This window comes from Azospirillum mesophilum (assembly GCF_053470405.2).
This window is the reverse complement of the sequence record NZ_JBPXMQ020000002.1, coordinates 37275-53923: the sequence shown is the minus strand read 5'-3', so window position 1 is coordinate 53923 and position 16649 is coordinate 37275. Positions and strand designations below refer to the sequence as shown.

Below are 16649 nucleotides of genomic sequence, written 5' to 3'. Positions count from 1 at the left end.
GGCCCGGAGGGCCGGTGAGGGGGTTGCGCATGGCGGCAGGTCCGGCAAAAGCGCAACCCCCTCACCCTAACCCTCTCCCCAGAGGGGAGAGGGAATTAAACGTGATAGCCCTTGGGCGGGCGAGGGGCCTGAAGAGCGCGTAAAGAAAAAGGCCGCCGTGGTTGCCCACGGCGGCCTTTTCGTACCAGTGCTGGAGCCGGTGCCCCTCCCCGACCCTCCCCCGCTGGCGCGGGAGAGGGGGATGGGGAAGTGCCTTACTCCTCGCCCGTCTGCTGCTTGCGCTTCAGGGCGGCGCCCAGGATGTCGCCCAGCGAGGCGCCCGAGTCGGACGAACCGTACTCGGCCATCGCCTGCTTCTCCTCCTCCATCTCGCGGGCCTTGATGGACAGCGAGATGCGGCGGGAGCCGCGGTCGATCTGGGTGACCTTCGCGTCGACCTTTTCGCCGACGGCGAAGCGGTCCGGGCGCTGCTCCGAACGGTCGCGGGACAGGTCCGACTTGCGGATGAAGCCGGTGTAGCCCTCGCCGACCGCAACCTCGATGCCACCATCGGTGACCTGGGTGACGGTGCAGGTGACGACGTCGTTCTTCTTCAGGCCGGCCGTGGCAGCCTCGAACGGATCGTTCGCGAGCTGCTTGATGCCGAGGGAGATGCGCTCCTTCTCGACGTCCACGTCCAGGACCTTGACCTTGACGCGGTCGCCCTTCTTGTACTCGGCGATGGCCTCCTCACCCGACTTGTTCCAGTCGAGGTCGGACATGTGGACCATGCCGTCGATGTCGCCCGGCAGACCAACGAACAGACCGAATTCGGTGATGTTCTTGACCTCGCCTTCCAGCTCCGTGCCCGGGCCGAACTTGTCGAGGAAGGTCTCCCACGGGTTGTCCAGGCACTGCTTCAGGCCGAGGCTGATGCGGCGCTTCTGCGGATCGACGTCCAGGACCATGACCTCGACTTCCTGCGAAGTCGACACGATCTTGCCCGGGTGGACGTTCTTCTTCGTCCAGGACATCTCCGAGACGTGCACCAGACCCTCGATGCCCGGCTCCAGCTCCACGAAGGCGCCGTAGTCGGTGATGTTGGTGACGCGGCCCTTGAACTTGGCGCCCACCGGGTACTTGGCTTCCACGCCCTCCCACGGATCGGCCTCAAGCTGCTTCATGCCGAGGCTGATGCGCTGGGTTTCCGGGTTGAAGCGGATGACCTGGACCGTGACGGTCTGGCCGATCTGCAGGGCCTCGGACGGGTGGTTGATGCGGCGCCACGCGATGTCGGTGACGTGCAGCAGGCCGTCGACGCCACCCAGATCCACGAACGCGCCGTAGTCGGTGATGTTCTTGACCACACCCTGGAGAACCTGGCCTTCCTTGAGGTTGGCCACCAGTTCCGAACGGGCCTCGGCGCGCGACTCTTCGAGCACGGCGCGACGCGACACGACGATGTTGCCGCGCGAGCGGTCCATCTTCAGGATCTGGAACGGCTGCGGGGTGCCCAGCAGCGGGGAGATGTCGCGGACCGGACGGATGTCCACCTGCGAACCCGGCAGGAACGCCACGGCGCCCGACAGGTCGACGGTGAAGCCGCCCTTGACGCGGCCGAAGATGACGCCGGTGACGCGGGTCTGGTCCTGGAAGGACTTCTCCAGCAGGGCCCAGGCCTCTTCGCGCTTCGCCTTCTCACGCGACAGAACGGCTTCGCCGTTCTTGTCTTCCATACGCTCCAGGTACACCTCGACGGTGTCGCCCGCCTTCAGCTCGGGCGGCTGGCCGGCAACGGCGAATTCCTTCAGCGCGACGCGGCCTTCCGACTTCAGGCCGACGTCGATGGTGACCATGTCGTTCTCGACGGAGACGACGCGCCCCTTGACGACCGAGCCTTCGAGGGACTCGGCCGTGCCGAGCGACTCCTCGAGAAGCGCCGCGAAGCTTTCCTTTTCGCCGGTCCGGGCCATAGCTTGTGCCATTGAAACTCCTAAGGTTGGCCGAAAGCGCTCCCGACCCGGCCCTCCCCCGCGGCAAAACGGGGGGAACCCTGATGGGACCGCCGCGCCGGGCACCACGCCCGGCGACTTGGTTGAAAAGTTTTCCGTGGAGAACCGAGAGCCCGAACCGCGCCGCTCAAGCCTTGGGGCCGAGACCGGTCTTCGATCCGATGTAGGCAATCGCCGCGTCGAACGCCTGGTCGGCGCTCATGGCGGAGGTATCAAGCACAAAAGCGTCGCCAGCCGGCCGGAGCGGGGCCACCGCTCTCTGGCTGTCGCGCGCGTCACGAGCCTTCATGTCCTCCAGGACGTCGGAGGGTATAGCCGGAATCCCACGTGCCCGCAACTCCTTGAGTCGCCGGTCCGCCCTCACCTCTACCGAAGCGGTAACGAACAGCTTGGCATCGGCGCTGGGGCATACGACGGTCCCGATATCCCGTCCGTCCAGCACCGATCCCGGCGCCCCGCCCGGCGGCCTTTCGGCGAAGCGGCGCTGGAAATCCAGCAGCGCCTCGCGCACCGCCGGCACCACCGCGACCTTGGAGGCCGCCTGCGCCGCCTCGTCGGTGCGGAGCGCCGGGTCGGCCAGGATGCCGTCCTCCGGGTGCAGGTCCAGCGCGGCGCGCGTGGCCGCCTCGGCGTCCGCCGGGTCGCCCCCGGCGCGGATCACGCTGACGCCGACCGCGCGGTAGAGCGCGCCGGTGTCCAGATGCGCGAAGCCGAAGGCCTTCGCCACGCGCTTGGCCAGCGTGCCCTTGCCGGAAGCGGCCGGGCCGTCGATGGCGATCACCAAACCCATCACGTCACACCTCTGCGATTTTGGCGCCGAGACCATTCATCAAACCGACGAAGCCCGGGAAACTCGTGTCGATGAAGGCGCCGTCGTCCACCTGGATCGGGTCGGCCGACGCCATGCCCAGCACCAGGAAGCTCATGGCGATGCGGTGGTCCATGGCGGTGGCGACCGTGGCGCCGCCCTGCGGCGGCTTGCCGGTGCCGTGGACGGTCAGGCTGTCGTCGGCCCCGACCTCCACCTTCACGCCGCATTTGGTCAGGCCATCCGCCACCATGGCGAGGCGGTCGCTCTCCTTCACGCGCAATTCCTTCAGGCCGAGCATGACCGTGGTGCCCTCGGCACAGGCCGCGGCGGCGGCCAGGACCGGGTACTCGTCGATCATGCTCGGGGCGCGCTCGGCCGGGACCACGACGCCCTTCAACGAACTGTGCTTCACGCGCAGATCGGCAACCGGCTCGCCCGCCTGATCGCGCCGGTTCTCGAAGGCGATGTCGGCGCCCATCTCCACCAGCGTGTCGAAGAGGCCGGTGCGGCGGGGGTTCATGCCGACGTCGGGCAGCACGAGTTCGGAGCCGGGACGCAGCAGCGCCGCAACCACCGGGAAGGCGGCGGAGCTGGGGTCGGCGGGCACGAAAATCTCGCGGCCGGTCAGCTCCGGCTGGCCGACGACGGAGACGGCGAGCGCGCCGTCCTCCATCTCCTCGGTCGTCACGGTGGCGCCGAAGTGGCGCAGCATCAGTTCGGTGTGGTCGCGGGTCGGCTCCGCCTCGATCACGGTGGTGACACCGGCGGTGTTCAGGCCGCAGAGGATGATCGCCGACTTCACCTGGGCCGATGCCACCGGCAGGCGGTAGGCCATCGGAACGGTCTGGTCGGTGCCGATGACGGTCAGCGGCAGCCGCCCGCCGGACCGCCCGACGAAGCGCGCGCCCATCTGCTCCAGCGGGTTGGTCACGCGGGCCATCGGGCGCTTGTTCAGCGAGGCGTCGCCGGTGAAGACGCAGGTGATCGGGTGTGAGGCGACGAGGCCGATCAGCAGGCGCGCCGCGGTGCCGCTGTTGCCCATGTCCAGCACCTGCGCCGGCTCCGCCAGCCCGCCGATGCCGACGCCGCGCACGCGCCACACGCCGTCCGCACCGCGCTCGGCCTGCGCGCCCAGCAGGCGCATCGCGGCGGCGGTGTGCAGAACGTCCTCCCCTTCCAGCAGGCCATGGATGACGGTCTCGCCCACGGCGACCGCGCCCAGCATCAGCGACCGGTGCGAGATGGACTTGTCGCCCGGCACCCGGACGGTGCCGGCCAGCGCGCCGGTGGAGGACGAGCGCAGCGGCTTCGCCTGCATCATGGGAAGGCTCCCCAATTCGGAATGGACTTGGCCGGACTAGCTAGCACAGAGGGCAGAGCGATGCGAGGGGGCCAGCCCGAAAATAAAACGGGCCGCCCCAGGGGCGGCCCAAGTTTTTTCAGGGAGGAGAACCCAACGCCAACCATCAGGGCCGACCAGCAGGATCAACCTTGCAGGAATGCATTGCGTGTGGCCGATGTGTATAGCGATTATGGTTAACAGCGCGTAAAGACCACCCCTGTCCTGGGGGTATACCTCCTCCTTGGCGTCCGTCTTCAGTCGCCGACGGCCACGCCCTCCCGCCGGGTGTCGGCGCCGCCGGACAGGCCGTTCGGCGTCACCACCAGCGCCTGCGTGCCGGAGGTCAGCTCGATCGCCTTGACCGTGTGACCCTTGGCCTCCAGCGCCGCCTTCCAGCCCTCCGCCTCGGTGCCCTGCTCCAGCTCGGTCGGGCCGTTGCGGCTGCCGAAGTTGGGGTAGTCCACCGCCTGCTGCGGGTCGAAGCCCCAATCCAGCAGCGTGATCAGCGTCTTGCCGACGTAGTTGATGATCGCGCTGCCGCCCGGCGACCCGACCGAGGCGGCCAGCGAGCCGTCGCGGAGGAAAACCAGCGTCGGCGCCATGGAGCTGCGCGGGCGCTTGCCCGGCTCCACGCGGTTGGCGACGGGCTTGTCGCCGTCCGACGGGGCGAAGGCGAAGTCGGTCAGCTCGTTGTTCAGCAGGAAGCCGCGCACCATCTGGCGGGAGCCGAAGCCGTCCTCGATGGTGGTGGTCATGGCAACGGCGTTGCCCGCCCCGTCGATGACGGAGATGTGGCTGGTTCCGTGCTCCTGCGCCTCGGCGAAGCCCCAGTCGCGGCTCTCCTTGTAGGGCGGCTCGCCGGGCTGGGCCTTGCCCATGGAGGTTTCGCCGATCAGCGCGGCGCGGCTCATCAGGTAGCCGCGGTCGAGCAGCCCCTTCACCGGCACCTTCACGAAGTCCGGGTCGCCCAGATACAGCGCGCGGTCGGCGTAGGCGAGGCGCCCGGCCTCCGCGAACCAGTGCGCCACCTGCGCCGGGTCGTTGCGCCTGGCCCCGATGTCCTTGCGCTCCAGCATGGTCAGCATCTGCAGCACCGCCACCCCGCCGGAGCTGGGCGGCCCCATCCCGCACAGCGTGTAGACGCGGTAGCTGCCGCAGACCGGCGCGCGCTCCTTCACCTCGTAGGCCTTCAGGTCGGCCTCGGTCAGGTCACCGGGGTTGGTGGGGTGGCCGGTCACCGCCTTCACGATGTCGGCGGCGATGGGACCCTCGTAGAAGGCGCTGGAGCCCTTGTCCGCGATGGCGCGCAGAGTCGCCGCGAACTCCGGGTTCTTCAGGACGTGGCCGACCGGCCAGGGCGTGCCGTCCGGCTGGTAGAAATAGGCCCGCGCCGTGGGGTTGGCGGGCAGGTACTTCTCCATCGCCAGCTGACCGTTCAGGCGCGGGCTGACGGTGAAGCCGTTCTCGGCCAGCGCGATGGCCGGCGCGAACAGGCGCGGCCAGGGCAGCTTGCCGTGCAGGCGGTGGGCGTGCTCCAGCAGCTTCACCGTGCCGGGCACGCCGACGGACCGGCCGCCGACCACCGCGTCGTAGAAGGACATCGGCTTGCCGTCGGCGCCCAGGAAGCGTTCCGGCTTCGCGGCGGCCGGCGCCGTCTCGCGCCCGTCGTAGGAGGCGACCGCCTTGGTCCCCGCGTCGTAATGCAGCAGGAACGCACCGCCGCCGATCCCGGAGCTTTGCGGCTCCACGAGGTTCAGCACGAGCTGCACGGCGATGGCGGCGTCCACCGCGCTGCCGCCAGCGCGCAGGATCTCCCGCCCCGCTTCGGCTGCCAGCGGGTTGGCGGCGGCGACCATGTGTTTCGTCGCCACGTCCACGCTGCGCGTGGTGCGCCCGGTGCCCCGTTCGGGCGCGATGTCGGTGGTGGCGGATGGTGCGGCGGGCGGCGTAGTGGTCTGGGCGAGTCCCTGGCCGGCCACCGACAGCGGCAGCGCCGCCACCAGTCCGGCGCACAGCGCGGCGCGCCAGCGCGGCGAAAGCGTGTTGAGCACGAAGTCCCCCCTATAATTCTTCCGATCCCTTTCATCCCCGGCGTTTCACGCGGCCGGAGGCGGAAAGCTTATGGGACGCACCGCCACCCCGCCAGGGCTGCAACGAACTTTTTTTTGACAAGCGCACGCGGGCGTGGCAAAGGGCGCGGCTTGATATTCGAGACTGGACATTCCCTAGGAACGTGACGGAGGACGAGGCGTGGCCAAACCCGAATGGGGCGTCAAGCGCATCTGCCCGAGCTGTGGCGCGCGCTATTACGATCTGCGCAAGGACCCGCCGGTGTGCCCGACCTGCGGGGCGCAGTTCGATCCCGAGGCGTTGCTGAAGTCCCGCAAGGCGCGCCCGGCGCCGGTCGACGACGTGAAGAAGGCCCCGGTGGTCACCGAGGACGAGGACGTCGAGACCGAGGTCGAAGACGAAGAGGCGGCGGAACTCGACGAGGTCGAGGACGACGTCTCGGTCGAGGACATCGAGGAGGCCGAGGAGCCCGCCGAGGACGAGGACGACGTCCTGATCGAGGACACCTCGGAACTGGGCGAGGACGACATGGACGAGGTCGTCGACGTCGAAGGCGAGGACGAGGAGGAGCGTTAAAAGCCTCCCCTCGGGGGGCGGAAAAAAGTGGGACGGGGGCGAATTTTTCTCTTGCATCGGACCCCCGTCCTGACCAATATCCCGCTCCACCGACGCCGGCCGAACGGCCAGCGACCCAGAGTTTCGGGGCCATAGCTCAGCTGGGAGAGCGCTACAATGGCATTGTAGAGGTCAGGAGTTCGATCCTCCTTGGCTCCACCAAATCAGACAAGGGCTCGTGCATCGCTGCACGAGCCCTTCGTCGTTTCGGGGTCGATTCGATATCTCCGCTTGAGATCCCCGCGGCGCCCCTTCCCCATACCCTTGACAGGCGTCAAGGAACCCTCTTTCGTCGCCCGGCACGTTCGTGCACCGCTTCCTTCTTTTTCCCGGATTCGCCATGGCCGCCGAAACGATTGCCGAACTTACCGCCGACACCACGCTCGCCGCGCTGACCGCCTGGGATTCGGAAGCGCTGGGCCGTCTGGCGCAGATCCACCCCGTCTTCAACCCCGGCGTCGGCGTGCCGGACAGCGCGAGCCTGGGTGACTTGGCGAAGGCCACCGGCATCCCGCTGGACGTCATCCTGGCGACCGCGCGCGGCGCGATCCACGTCACGGCCCCGGCCGGCGGATGCGGCTGCTCCTGCGGGGGCGGCGGGCATACCCACCACTAACGGCCACTCGCCCTCTCCACGGTCGCGGCTTACCATTCCCGAAGCGCAACAATCGGCGTTGAGGGAAGGGGGATTCATGTCCGTGCAGGCATCTCCGGACGGCTGGCTGGAAACGGTGGTCGTCCCGCGCACCAGCGACATCGGCGGGTTCGAGGTGCGGCGCGCCCTGCCCTCCGTCCACAAGCGGATGGTCGGCCCCTTCGTCTTCTTCGACCAGATGGGGCCGGCGATCCTGAAGGCGGGCACGGGCATCGACGTGCGCCCGCACCCGCACATCGGGCTCGCCACCGTCACCTACCTGTTCGAAGGCGAAATCTTCCATCGTGACAGCCTGGGCACCGCCCTGCCGATCCGGCCGGGCGAGGTGAACTGGATGACCGCCGGGCGCGGCATCGCCCATTCGGAACGCTCCGCCACCGACGAGCGCGGGCGGGACCGCCTGCTGTCCGGCATCCAGTCCTGGGTCGCCCTGCCCAAGTCGCATGAGGAGACGGAGCCCGGCTTCGTCCATCTGGGGTCGGATGAGCTGCCGGTGATTGAGGGCGAAGGCAAGCGCCTGCGCGTCGTCGCGGGCGAGGCCTACGGCGCCCGCTCCCCCATGAAGCCCTTGTGGGAGACGCTGTATGTGGACGCCGCCCTGGACGCGGGCGCGCGCCTGCCGATCGACGCGGACACGGAAGAGCGCGCGCTCTACATCGCGAGCGGCACCGTAACGATCTTCGGCGACCGGTTCGAGGCCGGGCGCCTGCTGGTCCTGCGGCCGGGCGAGCCGGCGACCGTGGAGGCCGAGACCGACGCCCGCCTGATCCTGCTGGGCGGGGCCGCCATGGACGGCCCGCGCCACATCTGGTGGAATTTCGTCTCCAGTTCCCCGGACCGCATCGAACAGGCCAAGGCCGACTGGAAGTCGGGGCGGTTCAGCGTGGTCCCCGGAGAGACGGAGTTCATTCCGCTTCCGGACCGGTAACTCATCATTCCCCTCTCCCAGCCCCGCTGGGAGAGGGAGTGAAACCCAAATCCTTCAGACGATTCTTCACCCCCGCGTCCTCCAGCGCCGCCAGGAAGCGCTGGACGGCCGGGCGGTCGCGGCGGGCGTGGGGGATCACGAAGTCGTAGTGCTCCTCCTGCAAGGGCAGGAAGCCCAGGCCGTAGAGCGTGGCGACGCTTTCGATGGCCACGCCCCAGTCGGCGCGGCCCTGCGCGACGGCCACCGCCACGGCGTTGTGCGACTTGGCCTGCGACCAGTAGCCGGTCGGGCGCGCGGCGCCCAGCAGCCGGTCGGTGAGAATGCGCGTGCCGCTGCCGGTGTTGCGGTTCACCAGGATGCAGTCGGGATCGGCAGCGGCAGCCAGCCCCGCGTCCTCGGCCGTTTTGCCGTCGAAACGAGCGTCGCCCTTGCGGAAGACGATGCCCTGCAAACGGCGGTAGCCGGGCACGAGGTCCAGCGCGGGGGTCAGGAAGGGCCGGTTGTACTCCCCGGTCTTCGGGTCCATCAGGTGGACGGCGGCGATGTCGCATTCCCCGCGCCGGGCGGCGGCGAGACCGCCCATGGAACCGACGTTCAGCGCCTTGACCGACAGCCCCTCCCCGATCAGGCGGCCGAGGAGGACGTCCAGCCCGACGCAATGGCTGCCGATCACGATCAAGTCGGCGGGGGCGGTGTCGCGGCCGATGCGCTGCACGGAGACCGGCGTTCCCGCCTCCACCGCCTCCGCCTGGGCGTCGATGGCGATGAAGCCGTCGGCGGCGCTGAAGGCGGTCACGGCGCCGGAACCCTTGGACAGCGGATAGGCCGCCAGACCGTCGGCACTGCGCACCAGCGAGACCATCACATATTCGGTTCGGCCCCGTTCCGATCCCAGCCGCACCGGCACGGTCGCGGGCACGGCCTCCTTCGCGGCGGGCGGCAGGCCGGCCAGCGCGCGCAGCACCGGGGCCACGAACTCGTGGAAGGTGAACATGGCGGAAGTCGGGAAGCCCGGCAGGATGACCACCGGCTTGCCCTTCGTTACGGCAAGGCAAAGAGGCTTGCCGGGCTTCAGCGCCACGCCATGGGCGACGACGCCGGGATCGGTCAGCCGGCTGACGATGCGGTAGGACAGGTCCCCCGCCCCCTTGGACGTGCCGCCGGACAGCAGCAGCGCGTCGCAGGCCAGCCCCTGCTCCACCAGCCGGGCCAGCGTGCTCTCCTCGTCGCGGGCGATGCCCAGGCGGACGGGCTCGCAGCCCAGTTCCTCCACGGCGGCGGCGAGGATGGCGCCGTTCGAGTCGTAGACGGCGCCGGGGCGGATCGGCTCGCCGGGGGCGACGATCTCATCGCCGGTGGACAGGATTGCGACGCGCGGGCGGCGCACCACCGACACCTCCGCCCAGCCGATGGCGGCGATCACGCCGATCTCGCGGGAGGTCAGCACCTGCCCGGCGCGCAGCACAGCCTCCCCCCGCCCGATGTCGGAGCCGGCGGCGGCCACGAAGGCGCCGGGGACGAGCGGCTTGCGGATTTCCACCAGCAGGGCACCGCCATCCTCGTGCGACTCGGTGTTCTCCACCATCACCACGGCGTCGGCGCCGCGCGGCAGCATGCCGCCGGTGGCGATCACCGTGGCGGTGCCGGGGGCGACCGTGATCGCGGGCACGCGCCCGGCCGACAGAACCTCCTCGTTCAGGCGCAGGACGACGGGCGTGTCCTCCCCCGCCCCCTGGGTGTCGGCGGCGCGCACGGCGAAGCCGTCGACGGAGGAGCGGTCGAAGCCCGGAACGTCCACCTCCGCCACCACGTCGGCGGCCAGCACACGGCCGAGCGCCTCGGCCAGCGGCACCGTTTCCGCCCCCTTGGGCGTCAGGTCGAGATGGCGGCGGAAGCGCGCCTCGGCCTCGTCGCGGCCGACGACCTCCAGAAACTGCTCCTGCCGGGCCGCCTGGGCGACGAATCGCCGGATGTCCTGGTTGGACACGCCTGTGCTCTCCCTAAGTGCTGTCGTTGCGCCGTTTTGCCCCCTCCCTAACCCTCCCCCGCTGCGCGGGAGAGGGGATTAAGCTCCCTCTCCTGCGAAGCTCTCGCGCAAGCGAAGCTTGCGCTGACGCGGCAGGCGGACCTTCGGTCCGCCGAGAGCGGGGGAGGGAAGGAGCCCATGCGAAGCATGGGAAGGGTGGGGGCAACCGGCCACTATCCCCCGATCGTACCGTCAAAACAGTGAACGGTCACGGATGACCCGGCTGGGATGCCTTCGCTTTCCGCCGGGATCAGGACGAAGCCGTCGGCGCGCACCGCCCCGGCCAGGCCCGGCACCGCCGGGGAGGCCAGGGGCTCGGCCAGTCCGTCGGGGGTCAGGCGCACGCGGTAGAGGTCCGCGCAGCCGATCTCCGACACCAGCTTGCGCGCGGTCACGGCCTGGGCCACGCGGTGGGGCAGCGCGGCGGCGCGCCCGGCCATGCGGTGCACGGCACGGCCGCCCAGCAGTTCGTAGGCGGCCAGACAGGCCATCGGCTCGCCGGGCAGCAGCACCGCCGGAACGCCGGCCGCGAGCCCCAGCCCCGCCGTGTCGCCGGGCCGCATCGCCACGCCATGCACCAGCAGCAGACCCGCGTCGGCGAGCGCCAGCGGCGCCACGTCGTCCTCCCCCACGCCGGTGCGGCCGGCGGACAGCAGCAGGTCGGCGCCGGGAGCGCGATAGGCTTCGGCAAGCGCGCCGCGCTCGGCCGGCAGCGGCCCGACCAACTCCACCGCCCCGCCGTCGCGGGCGACCAGCGCCGCCAGCATCGCGCCCAGCGTTTCGGCACCGGAACGAGGCCCGCCGGCCAGCACGATGCGCACGCGCGGCCGGGCGGCGACAGTCACCGACGTGACGCCCAGCGCGGCAAGCAGGCCCAGGTCCTGCGGGCGCAGGCTCCGCCCGGCCTCCAGCAGCGGCGTGCCGGCGCGGGCGCCCTCCCCTCGCCGCTCCACCCCTTCGCCGGGGGCGACGGAGCCCAGCGCCTCGATGAAGCCGGCGTCGCGCTGCACGGCCTCCACCGGCAGCACCGCGTCGGTGCCCGGCGGCAATGGTTCGCCAGCCGAAACGAACGCGGCGCCCAAAAGCGGAATCGGGTTGTAGGATCCCGCCCCCAGCGTGTCGGCGGAGGCCACCGCCACGCCGTCGCGGGCGGCGCGGTCGGCGGGGGGCCAGTCGCCCGGCGCGGTCACGGCGCCGGCCAGAACGCGGCCGGCCGCCTCGGCCAGCGGGACCGCGCCCAGATGGACTGTGCATGAGGCCGGCGGGACGACCCGCGCGTCGATCCAGCGCTCCGCGGCGCTCAGGGAGGCGCGCGCGGCGAAACCCCGCCCGCGGACGTCGGTCGGCGGCGGAAAGGCGGATTGGTCGGTCATGCCCTGCTCACGCGCAACGAACTTCCATTTAGGCCGCGGCCTCGACCCCGCCACTGCACACGCGGTTCCGGCCGGCGCGCTTCGCGTCGTAGAGCAGACGGTCGGCGAGCTGGGTCAGGCTGTCCGGCGGCGCGTCGGCCACCGGAGTCGCGCTCGCCACGCCGAGGCTGATGGTGACGTGCGGGGCGACCGGCGACACCGCGTGCGGCAGCCGCTGCTCCGCAACCGCCTCGCGCAGCCGTTCGGCGACGCGGACGGCGCCCTCCGCATCGGTCTCCGGCAGCAGGCAGACAAACTCCTCCCCGCCGTAGCGGGCGACGAGGTCGCCGGGGCGCTTCACCTGCTCGGCCAGCAGGGCCGCCACGGCGCGCAGGCACTCGTCGCCGGCCTGATGGCCGTAATGGTCGTTGTAGGCCTTGAAATGGTCCACATCGAGCATGATGAGCGACAGCGGCAGGTGCGAGCGGGAGCAGCGCCGCCATTCGCGCAGCAGCGCCTCGTCGAAGCGGCGGCGGTTGGCGATGCCCGTCAGCCCGTCGATGAAGGACAGGGCGCGCAGCGTGTCCGTCTGCCGCTTCAGCAGCAGGTGGTTGCGCACGCGCGCCTTCACGATGGGCGGGCTGATCGGCTTGGTGATGAAGTCGATGGCGCCGGCCTCCAGCCCATAGGTCTCGTCCTCCACCTCGCTCTTGGCGGAAATGAAGATGACCGGGATGTCGCGGGTGGTCGGATCGGCCTTGATGCGCTTGCAGACCTCGTAGCCGTCCATGCCCGGCATCATGATGTCCAGCAGCACGAGGTCCGGCAGGCGCGCCTGCACGAGATCCAGCGCCTTGGTCCCATCGGTGGCGAAATAGATGTCGTGGTCGTCCTTCAGGATGCGGCTCAGCACATGAACGTTGGACGGGATGTCGTCTACGACGAGGATCTTGGAGCGCGGTTCGGTCATGGCGGTCAGGAGGCCCCTAAGGACAGGCCGAGATCGCCCGCGACCCGCCGCAGGATGCCGTAGGCCTTCGGGAAATCGAGGCTGTCCACCGCCGCCGACAGGGATTTCATGGTGGCGGGGTCGATCCATTCGGCAAGCGACGGCGCCAGCGCCGCGAATTCCTCCGCCGCGGCGAAGTTGCTGTCGCGCAGAAGCTGGCCCAGACGGTCGAGCAACGGCTCCAGCGCCTCGCGGTCCAGGGTCCGGGCTGGGGCGGCGGGGGTTTCCGGAGTCTTCTCCGCCAGGAGGGCGGCGGAGCGCAGCACGTCGGCCATCTCCGCGCGCAGCACGGGAAGCTGGGCCTCCGCCGCGCCCGCGTCGCCGTGGTAGGCGGCGATCTGCAGGGCGTCGGCCGCCTGGGACAGGCCCCGCGCGCCGATGTTGCCGGCGAGACTCTTCAGCTCGTGTCCCAGGGCCTTGGCACGGGGAAGGTCGCCGTCGGCCAGCGCCGCGGCGATGGAGTCCACCGTGCCGCCGTAGGTCTGGGCGAAGTCACCGACGAACTTGCGGAACAGGTCCACGTCATCCAGGCGGTTCAGGGCGTCGTTCACGTCGATGCCCGGCAGGTCGGTCGGCAACGGGCCGGGCGCGGGAGATGGGACGGACATGGCGGCGGACACCGGCACAGTGGTTGGAACGGAACGGGCGGCGGGCACGGCAGCGGTCATGGGGGGAACTGGCGCCGGCACCGGCCGGCCCAGCCAGCGGGCGAGCACGGCGAACAGCTCGTCCACGTCGATGGGCTTTGCGATGTGGTCGTCCATGCCGCCGTCCAGGCAGCGCTGCTTGTCGGCCGGCAGGGCGCTGGCGGTCATGGCGATGATCGGCAGGCCGATCCCCGCCGGCCGCGCGCGCAGACGGCGGGTGGCCTCGAAGCCGTCCATCTCCGGCATCTGCACGTCCATCAGCACGGCGTCGAAGGGCGGGTCGGCCTCCTCCACGCGCGCGATGGCCTCGCGCCCGTTGCCGGCCGGCGTCACGCGGGCGCCCGCGCGCTCCAGGATCTCGCGGGCGACCTCCTGGCTGATGTTGTTGTCCTCGACCAGCAGCAGGCGCCGCCCGGCCAGCGGACGGCCCTGGCGGGTCCGGACGGGGTGCTTGGGCGCGTCCGCGTCGTCGGACCCGCCGGTGCGGGCATAGGCGTCGGTCACGGCGTCGAGCAGGGCGGACGCCGTCACCGGCTTCACCAGCGAGGAGCCGAGCCCGAGATTCTCCGACAGGCCGCCCACCCGCTCCCGCCCGAAGGCGGAGACCACGATGATGACCGGCGCCCTCACCAGACCGTCGGCGCGGATGCGGCGGGTCGTCTCGATGCCGTCCATGCCCGGCATCTTCCAGTCCATCAGGACGATGTCGTAGGGACTGCCGGCGGCGGTGGCGCGCTCCAGCTCCCCGATGGCCTCGGCGCCGGACTGGCAGGGCCGCGCGCGCCAGCCGAAGCTGGCGACCAGCTCGCCCAGCACGTCCCGCGCGGTGGCGTTGTCGTCCACCACCAGAACCGACAGGTCGCGCGGCACCGGGCGGCTGCGGGCCGGGCGCTCCGCCGCGCGGACCGCGCGTCCGAACACGGCGGTGAAGTGGAAGTCGCTGCCCCGCCCCGGCTCGCTCTCCACGTCCATGGTGCCACCCATCAGCGTCACCAGCCGGGTGCAGATCGCCAGCCCCAGCCCGGTGCCGCCGTAGCGCCGCGTGGTGGAGCTGTCGGCCTGGCTGAAGGCCTGGAACAGGCGCTCCTTCTGCTCCGGCTCGATGCCGATGCCGGTGTCGCGGATGGAGAAGGTCAGAACGGCCCGGTCCTCCGCCACCTCCACCGCGCGGACGGAGACCACGACCTCGCCCGCGTCGGTGAACTTGATGGCGTTGCCGGCGAGGTTGATCAGAACCTGCTGAAGCCGCAGCGGGTCGCCGACGAGGTCCAGCGGCACCTCCGGCCCGACCGAGAACAGCACCTCGATGTCCTTGTCCTGGGCGGCGGTGCCGACGATGACGGCGAGGTTCTGGAGCAGGTCGTCCAGGCGGAAGTCCACCTGTTCCAGCTCCAGCTTGCCGGCCTCGACCTTGGAGAAGTCCAGGATGTCGTTCAGGATGCCCAGCAGGGACTGCGCCGACACGCGGATCTTCTGCGCGTAGTCGCGCTGGCGCGCCGACAGGTCGGTCTGCTGGAGCAGGTGGACGAGCCCGAGGATCGCGTTCATCGGCGTGCGGATCTCGTGGCTCATGTTGGCGAGGAAGGCGCTCTTGGCGCGGCTCGCCGCCTCGGCCACGGTCTTGGCCTGGCGCAGCGCCTCCTCGGCGCGCTTGCGCTCGGCGATCTCGTGGAAGACGACCACCGCGCCCTCCACCCGGCCGTCCCCCAGCATGGGGGAGGCGGCGAACTCCACCGGGAAGCTGGTGCCGTCCTTGCGCCAGTAGATGTCGTCCAGCCCGCCGCGCGCCTCGCCCGTGCGCAGCACCTCGAACACCGGGCAGTCGATCATCGGCGCCGGCGTCCCGTCGGCCCTGGTGTGGTGCAGCAGCACATGCAGGCTGCGGCCCAGCATCTCCTCGTTGGTGTAGCCGGTCATCGCGCAGGCGGCGGGGTTGGCGAAGGTGATCCGCTCGTCCCGGTCCACGCCGCAGATGCCCTCCGACGCCGATTGCAGGATCAGGTTCAGCCGGCGGTTCGCCCCGGCGAAGGCGCGGTTGGCCTGCTCCAGGCTGCGCGCGGTGGCGTCCAGGTCGGCGTTCGCCCCGGCCAGCCGGCGGCGCCCGACCTCCTCGCGCGACAGGCTGCGCGCCGCCGCCCAGGCGAGCCCGATGCAGGTGGCCAGCGCCAGCAGCACGAACAGGCCGCTGCGGATGGCGCGTTCCCGCCATTCCTCCAGCACCTCGTCCTTGGCCATGCTGACCAGCACGAACAGCGGCAGCGACGGCACCCGCTGATAGGAGACGATGCGCTGCCGCCCGTCGATGCCCGACACCGCCTCGTAGGTTCCGGACGGCGCCTGCCGGACGCGGCCCAGCACCTCCAGCGGGCCGGCCAGCCGGTCGCGGTCCACCTCCGGAAAGCGCACGACCAGCGTGCCGTCGTCGCGGAACAGGGCGATGCTGCCCAGCCGCCCGATGTCCAGGCTTTCGAAGAAGCCGCGGAAATAGTCCATGTCCACGGCGACGTGGCTGACGCCCTGGAACTGATCCGGCGCGCCGATGCGGCGGCTGACCGTGAAAGTCGCCTTGCCGGTGAAGCGCCCCTGGATCAGCTCGCCCACCGCGAAGTCGGCCCCGTCGCGGTGCGCCTTGAAGAAGGAGCGGTCGGCGCTGTTGGAGGCGGGAGCCGGAAACTGGCGCGTGCTGAGCTGGGTCGTCCCCAGGGCGTCGTGGATCCAGATGGAGGCGATTTCCGGCATGTCGTCGGCCATCGTCCGCATTTCCTGCCACAGCGCGCGGTCGCGGCCCAGCCCCTCGATCCCGCGGCCCTCGGCGCCGCGCTGGCGCACGCGGTCGAGCACGCGCTGCAGCACGAGGTCGCTGGTGGCGATGGTGCGGCGGACATGCTCCTGCATCAGGCGGGTGGAGCTTTCGGTCTTCTCGCGGGCGTGGCGCAGCGTGTCCTCGTGATCGGACCAGGTCACCACGCCCCAGAATCCGATCCCGAAGGTCAGGATCATGCCGACGATGGTCCCCAACAGCGGCCGCAGCCGGGATGGCGGCGCGGTCGTGTCCGCCGCTGTCGGGATCGCATCATCCATTGCCGATGTCCGTGCCGAAGTCCGTCGGGCCCGGCGATTGCCGGAAGGAAAGGGGTTGCCGCCGTTCCGGAGTATGGAGTCCCGCCCCCCGCAACCGCAAGTGACTTGATCGCCGCCCCCTG

At 70.6% G+C, this 16649-nt stretch carries 11 protein-coding genes and 1 tRNA gene; 4 read left to right on the top strand and 8 right to left on the bottom strand.

The features are described from left to right. Positions 1 to 254: 254 nt before the first annotated feature. The 4 genes from rpsA to ggt all read right to left on the bottom strand — a co-directional run bounded on the left by rpsA (position 255) and on the right by ggt (position 6195). The gene (rpsA, locus tag ACSVC7_RS02355; protein WP_264654462.1) at positions 255 to 1964 is read right to left on the bottom strand and encodes a 30S ribosomal protein S1; all 1710 of its coding nucleotides are present in this window, start codon (positions 1962 to 1964) and stop codon (positions 255 to 257) included. 154 nt (positions 1965 to 2118) lie between these two features. Continuing rightward, on the bottom strand, positions 2119 to 2775 hold the full coding sequence (cmk, locus tag ACSVC7_RS02350) for a (d)CMP kinase (protein ID WP_448202833.1): 657 nt from the start codon (positions 2773 to 2775) through the stop codon (positions 2119 to 2121). 10 nt (positions 2776 to 2785) lie between these two features. Then, on the bottom strand, positions 2786 to 4123 hold the full coding sequence (gene aroA / locus ACSVC7_RS02345) for a 3-phosphoshikimate 1-carboxyvinyltransferase (protein ID WP_448202780.1): 1338 nt from the start codon (positions 4121 to 4123) through the stop codon (positions 2786 to 2788). Positions 4124 to 4398: 275 nt separating this feature from the next. After that, on the bottom strand, positions 4399 to 6195 hold the full coding sequence (ggt, locus tag ACSVC7_RS02340) for a gamma-glutamyltransferase (protein WP_448202781.1): 1797 nt from the start codon (positions 6193 to 6195) through the stop codon (positions 4399 to 4401). A gap of 199 nt (positions 6196 to 6394) precedes the next feature. Here ggt and ACSVC7_RS02335 point away from each other — a divergent pair, with 199 nt between their 5' ends. From ACSVC7_RS02335 to ACSVC7_RS02320, 4 genes are all read left to right on the top strand, one after another. Further along, positions 6395 to 6790 carry a TIGR02300 family protein gene (locus ACSVC7_RS02335; RefSeq protein WP_448202782.1) on the top strand — a complete coding sequence of 132 codons (396 nt, stop codon included), beginning with the start codon at positions 6395 to 6397 and terminating at the stop codon, positions 6788 to 6790. 125 nt (positions 6791 to 6915) lie between these two features. After that, positions 6916 to 6991: transfer RNA gene (locus ACSVC7_RS02330), tRNA-Ala, on the top strand. A 178-nt stretch (positions 6992 to 7169) separates the two neighbouring features. Next, positions 7170 to 7445, top strand: a complete 276-nt coding sequence (locus ACSVC7_RS02325; protein WP_448202783.1) for a hypothetical protein — start codon at positions 7170 to 7172, stop codon at positions 7443 to 7445. A gap of 76 nt (positions 7446 to 7521) precedes the next feature. Beyond that, on the top strand, positions 7522 to 8412 hold the full coding sequence (locus tag ACSVC7_RS02320; protein ID WP_448202784.1) for a pirin family protein: 891 nt from the start codon (positions 7522 to 7524) through the stop codon (positions 8410 to 8412). Between the two features lie 4 nt (positions 8413 to 8416). Here the strand turns inward: ACSVC7_RS02320 and ACSVC7_RS02315 are convergent, their stop codons facing one another. From ACSVC7_RS02315 to ACSVC7_RS02300, 4 genes are all read right to left on the bottom strand, one after another. Continuing rightward, complete coding sequence (locus tag ACSVC7_RS02315) at positions 8417 to 10399, bottom strand: molybdopterin biosynthesis protein (protein WP_448202785.1); 1983 nt, start codon at positions 10397 to 10399, stop codon at positions 8417 to 8419. Between the two features lie 212 nt (positions 10400 to 10611). Continuing rightward, the gene (locus tag ACSVC7_RS02310; RefSeq protein ID WP_448202786.1) at positions 10612 to 11811 is read right to left on the bottom strand and encodes a molybdopterin molybdotransferase MoeA; all 1200 of its coding nucleotides are present in this window, start codon (positions 11809 to 11811) and stop codon (positions 10612 to 10614) included. Positions 11812 to 11839: 28 nt separating this feature from the next. Then, the gene (locus ACSVC7_RS02305) at positions 11840 to 12760 is read right to left on the bottom strand and encodes a diguanylate cyclase (RefSeq protein ID WP_448202787.1); all 921 of its coding nucleotides are present in this window, start codon (positions 12758 to 12760) and stop codon (positions 11840 to 11842) included. A gap of 5 nt (positions 12761 to 12765) precedes the next feature. Beyond that, the gene (locus ACSVC7_RS02300; protein ID WP_448202788.1) at positions 12766 to 16527 is read right to left on the bottom strand and encodes a response regulator; all 3762 of its coding nucleotides are present in this window, start codon (positions 16525 to 16527) and stop codon (positions 12766 to 12768) included. Between the last annotated feature and the right edge of the window lie 122 nt (positions 16528 to 16649).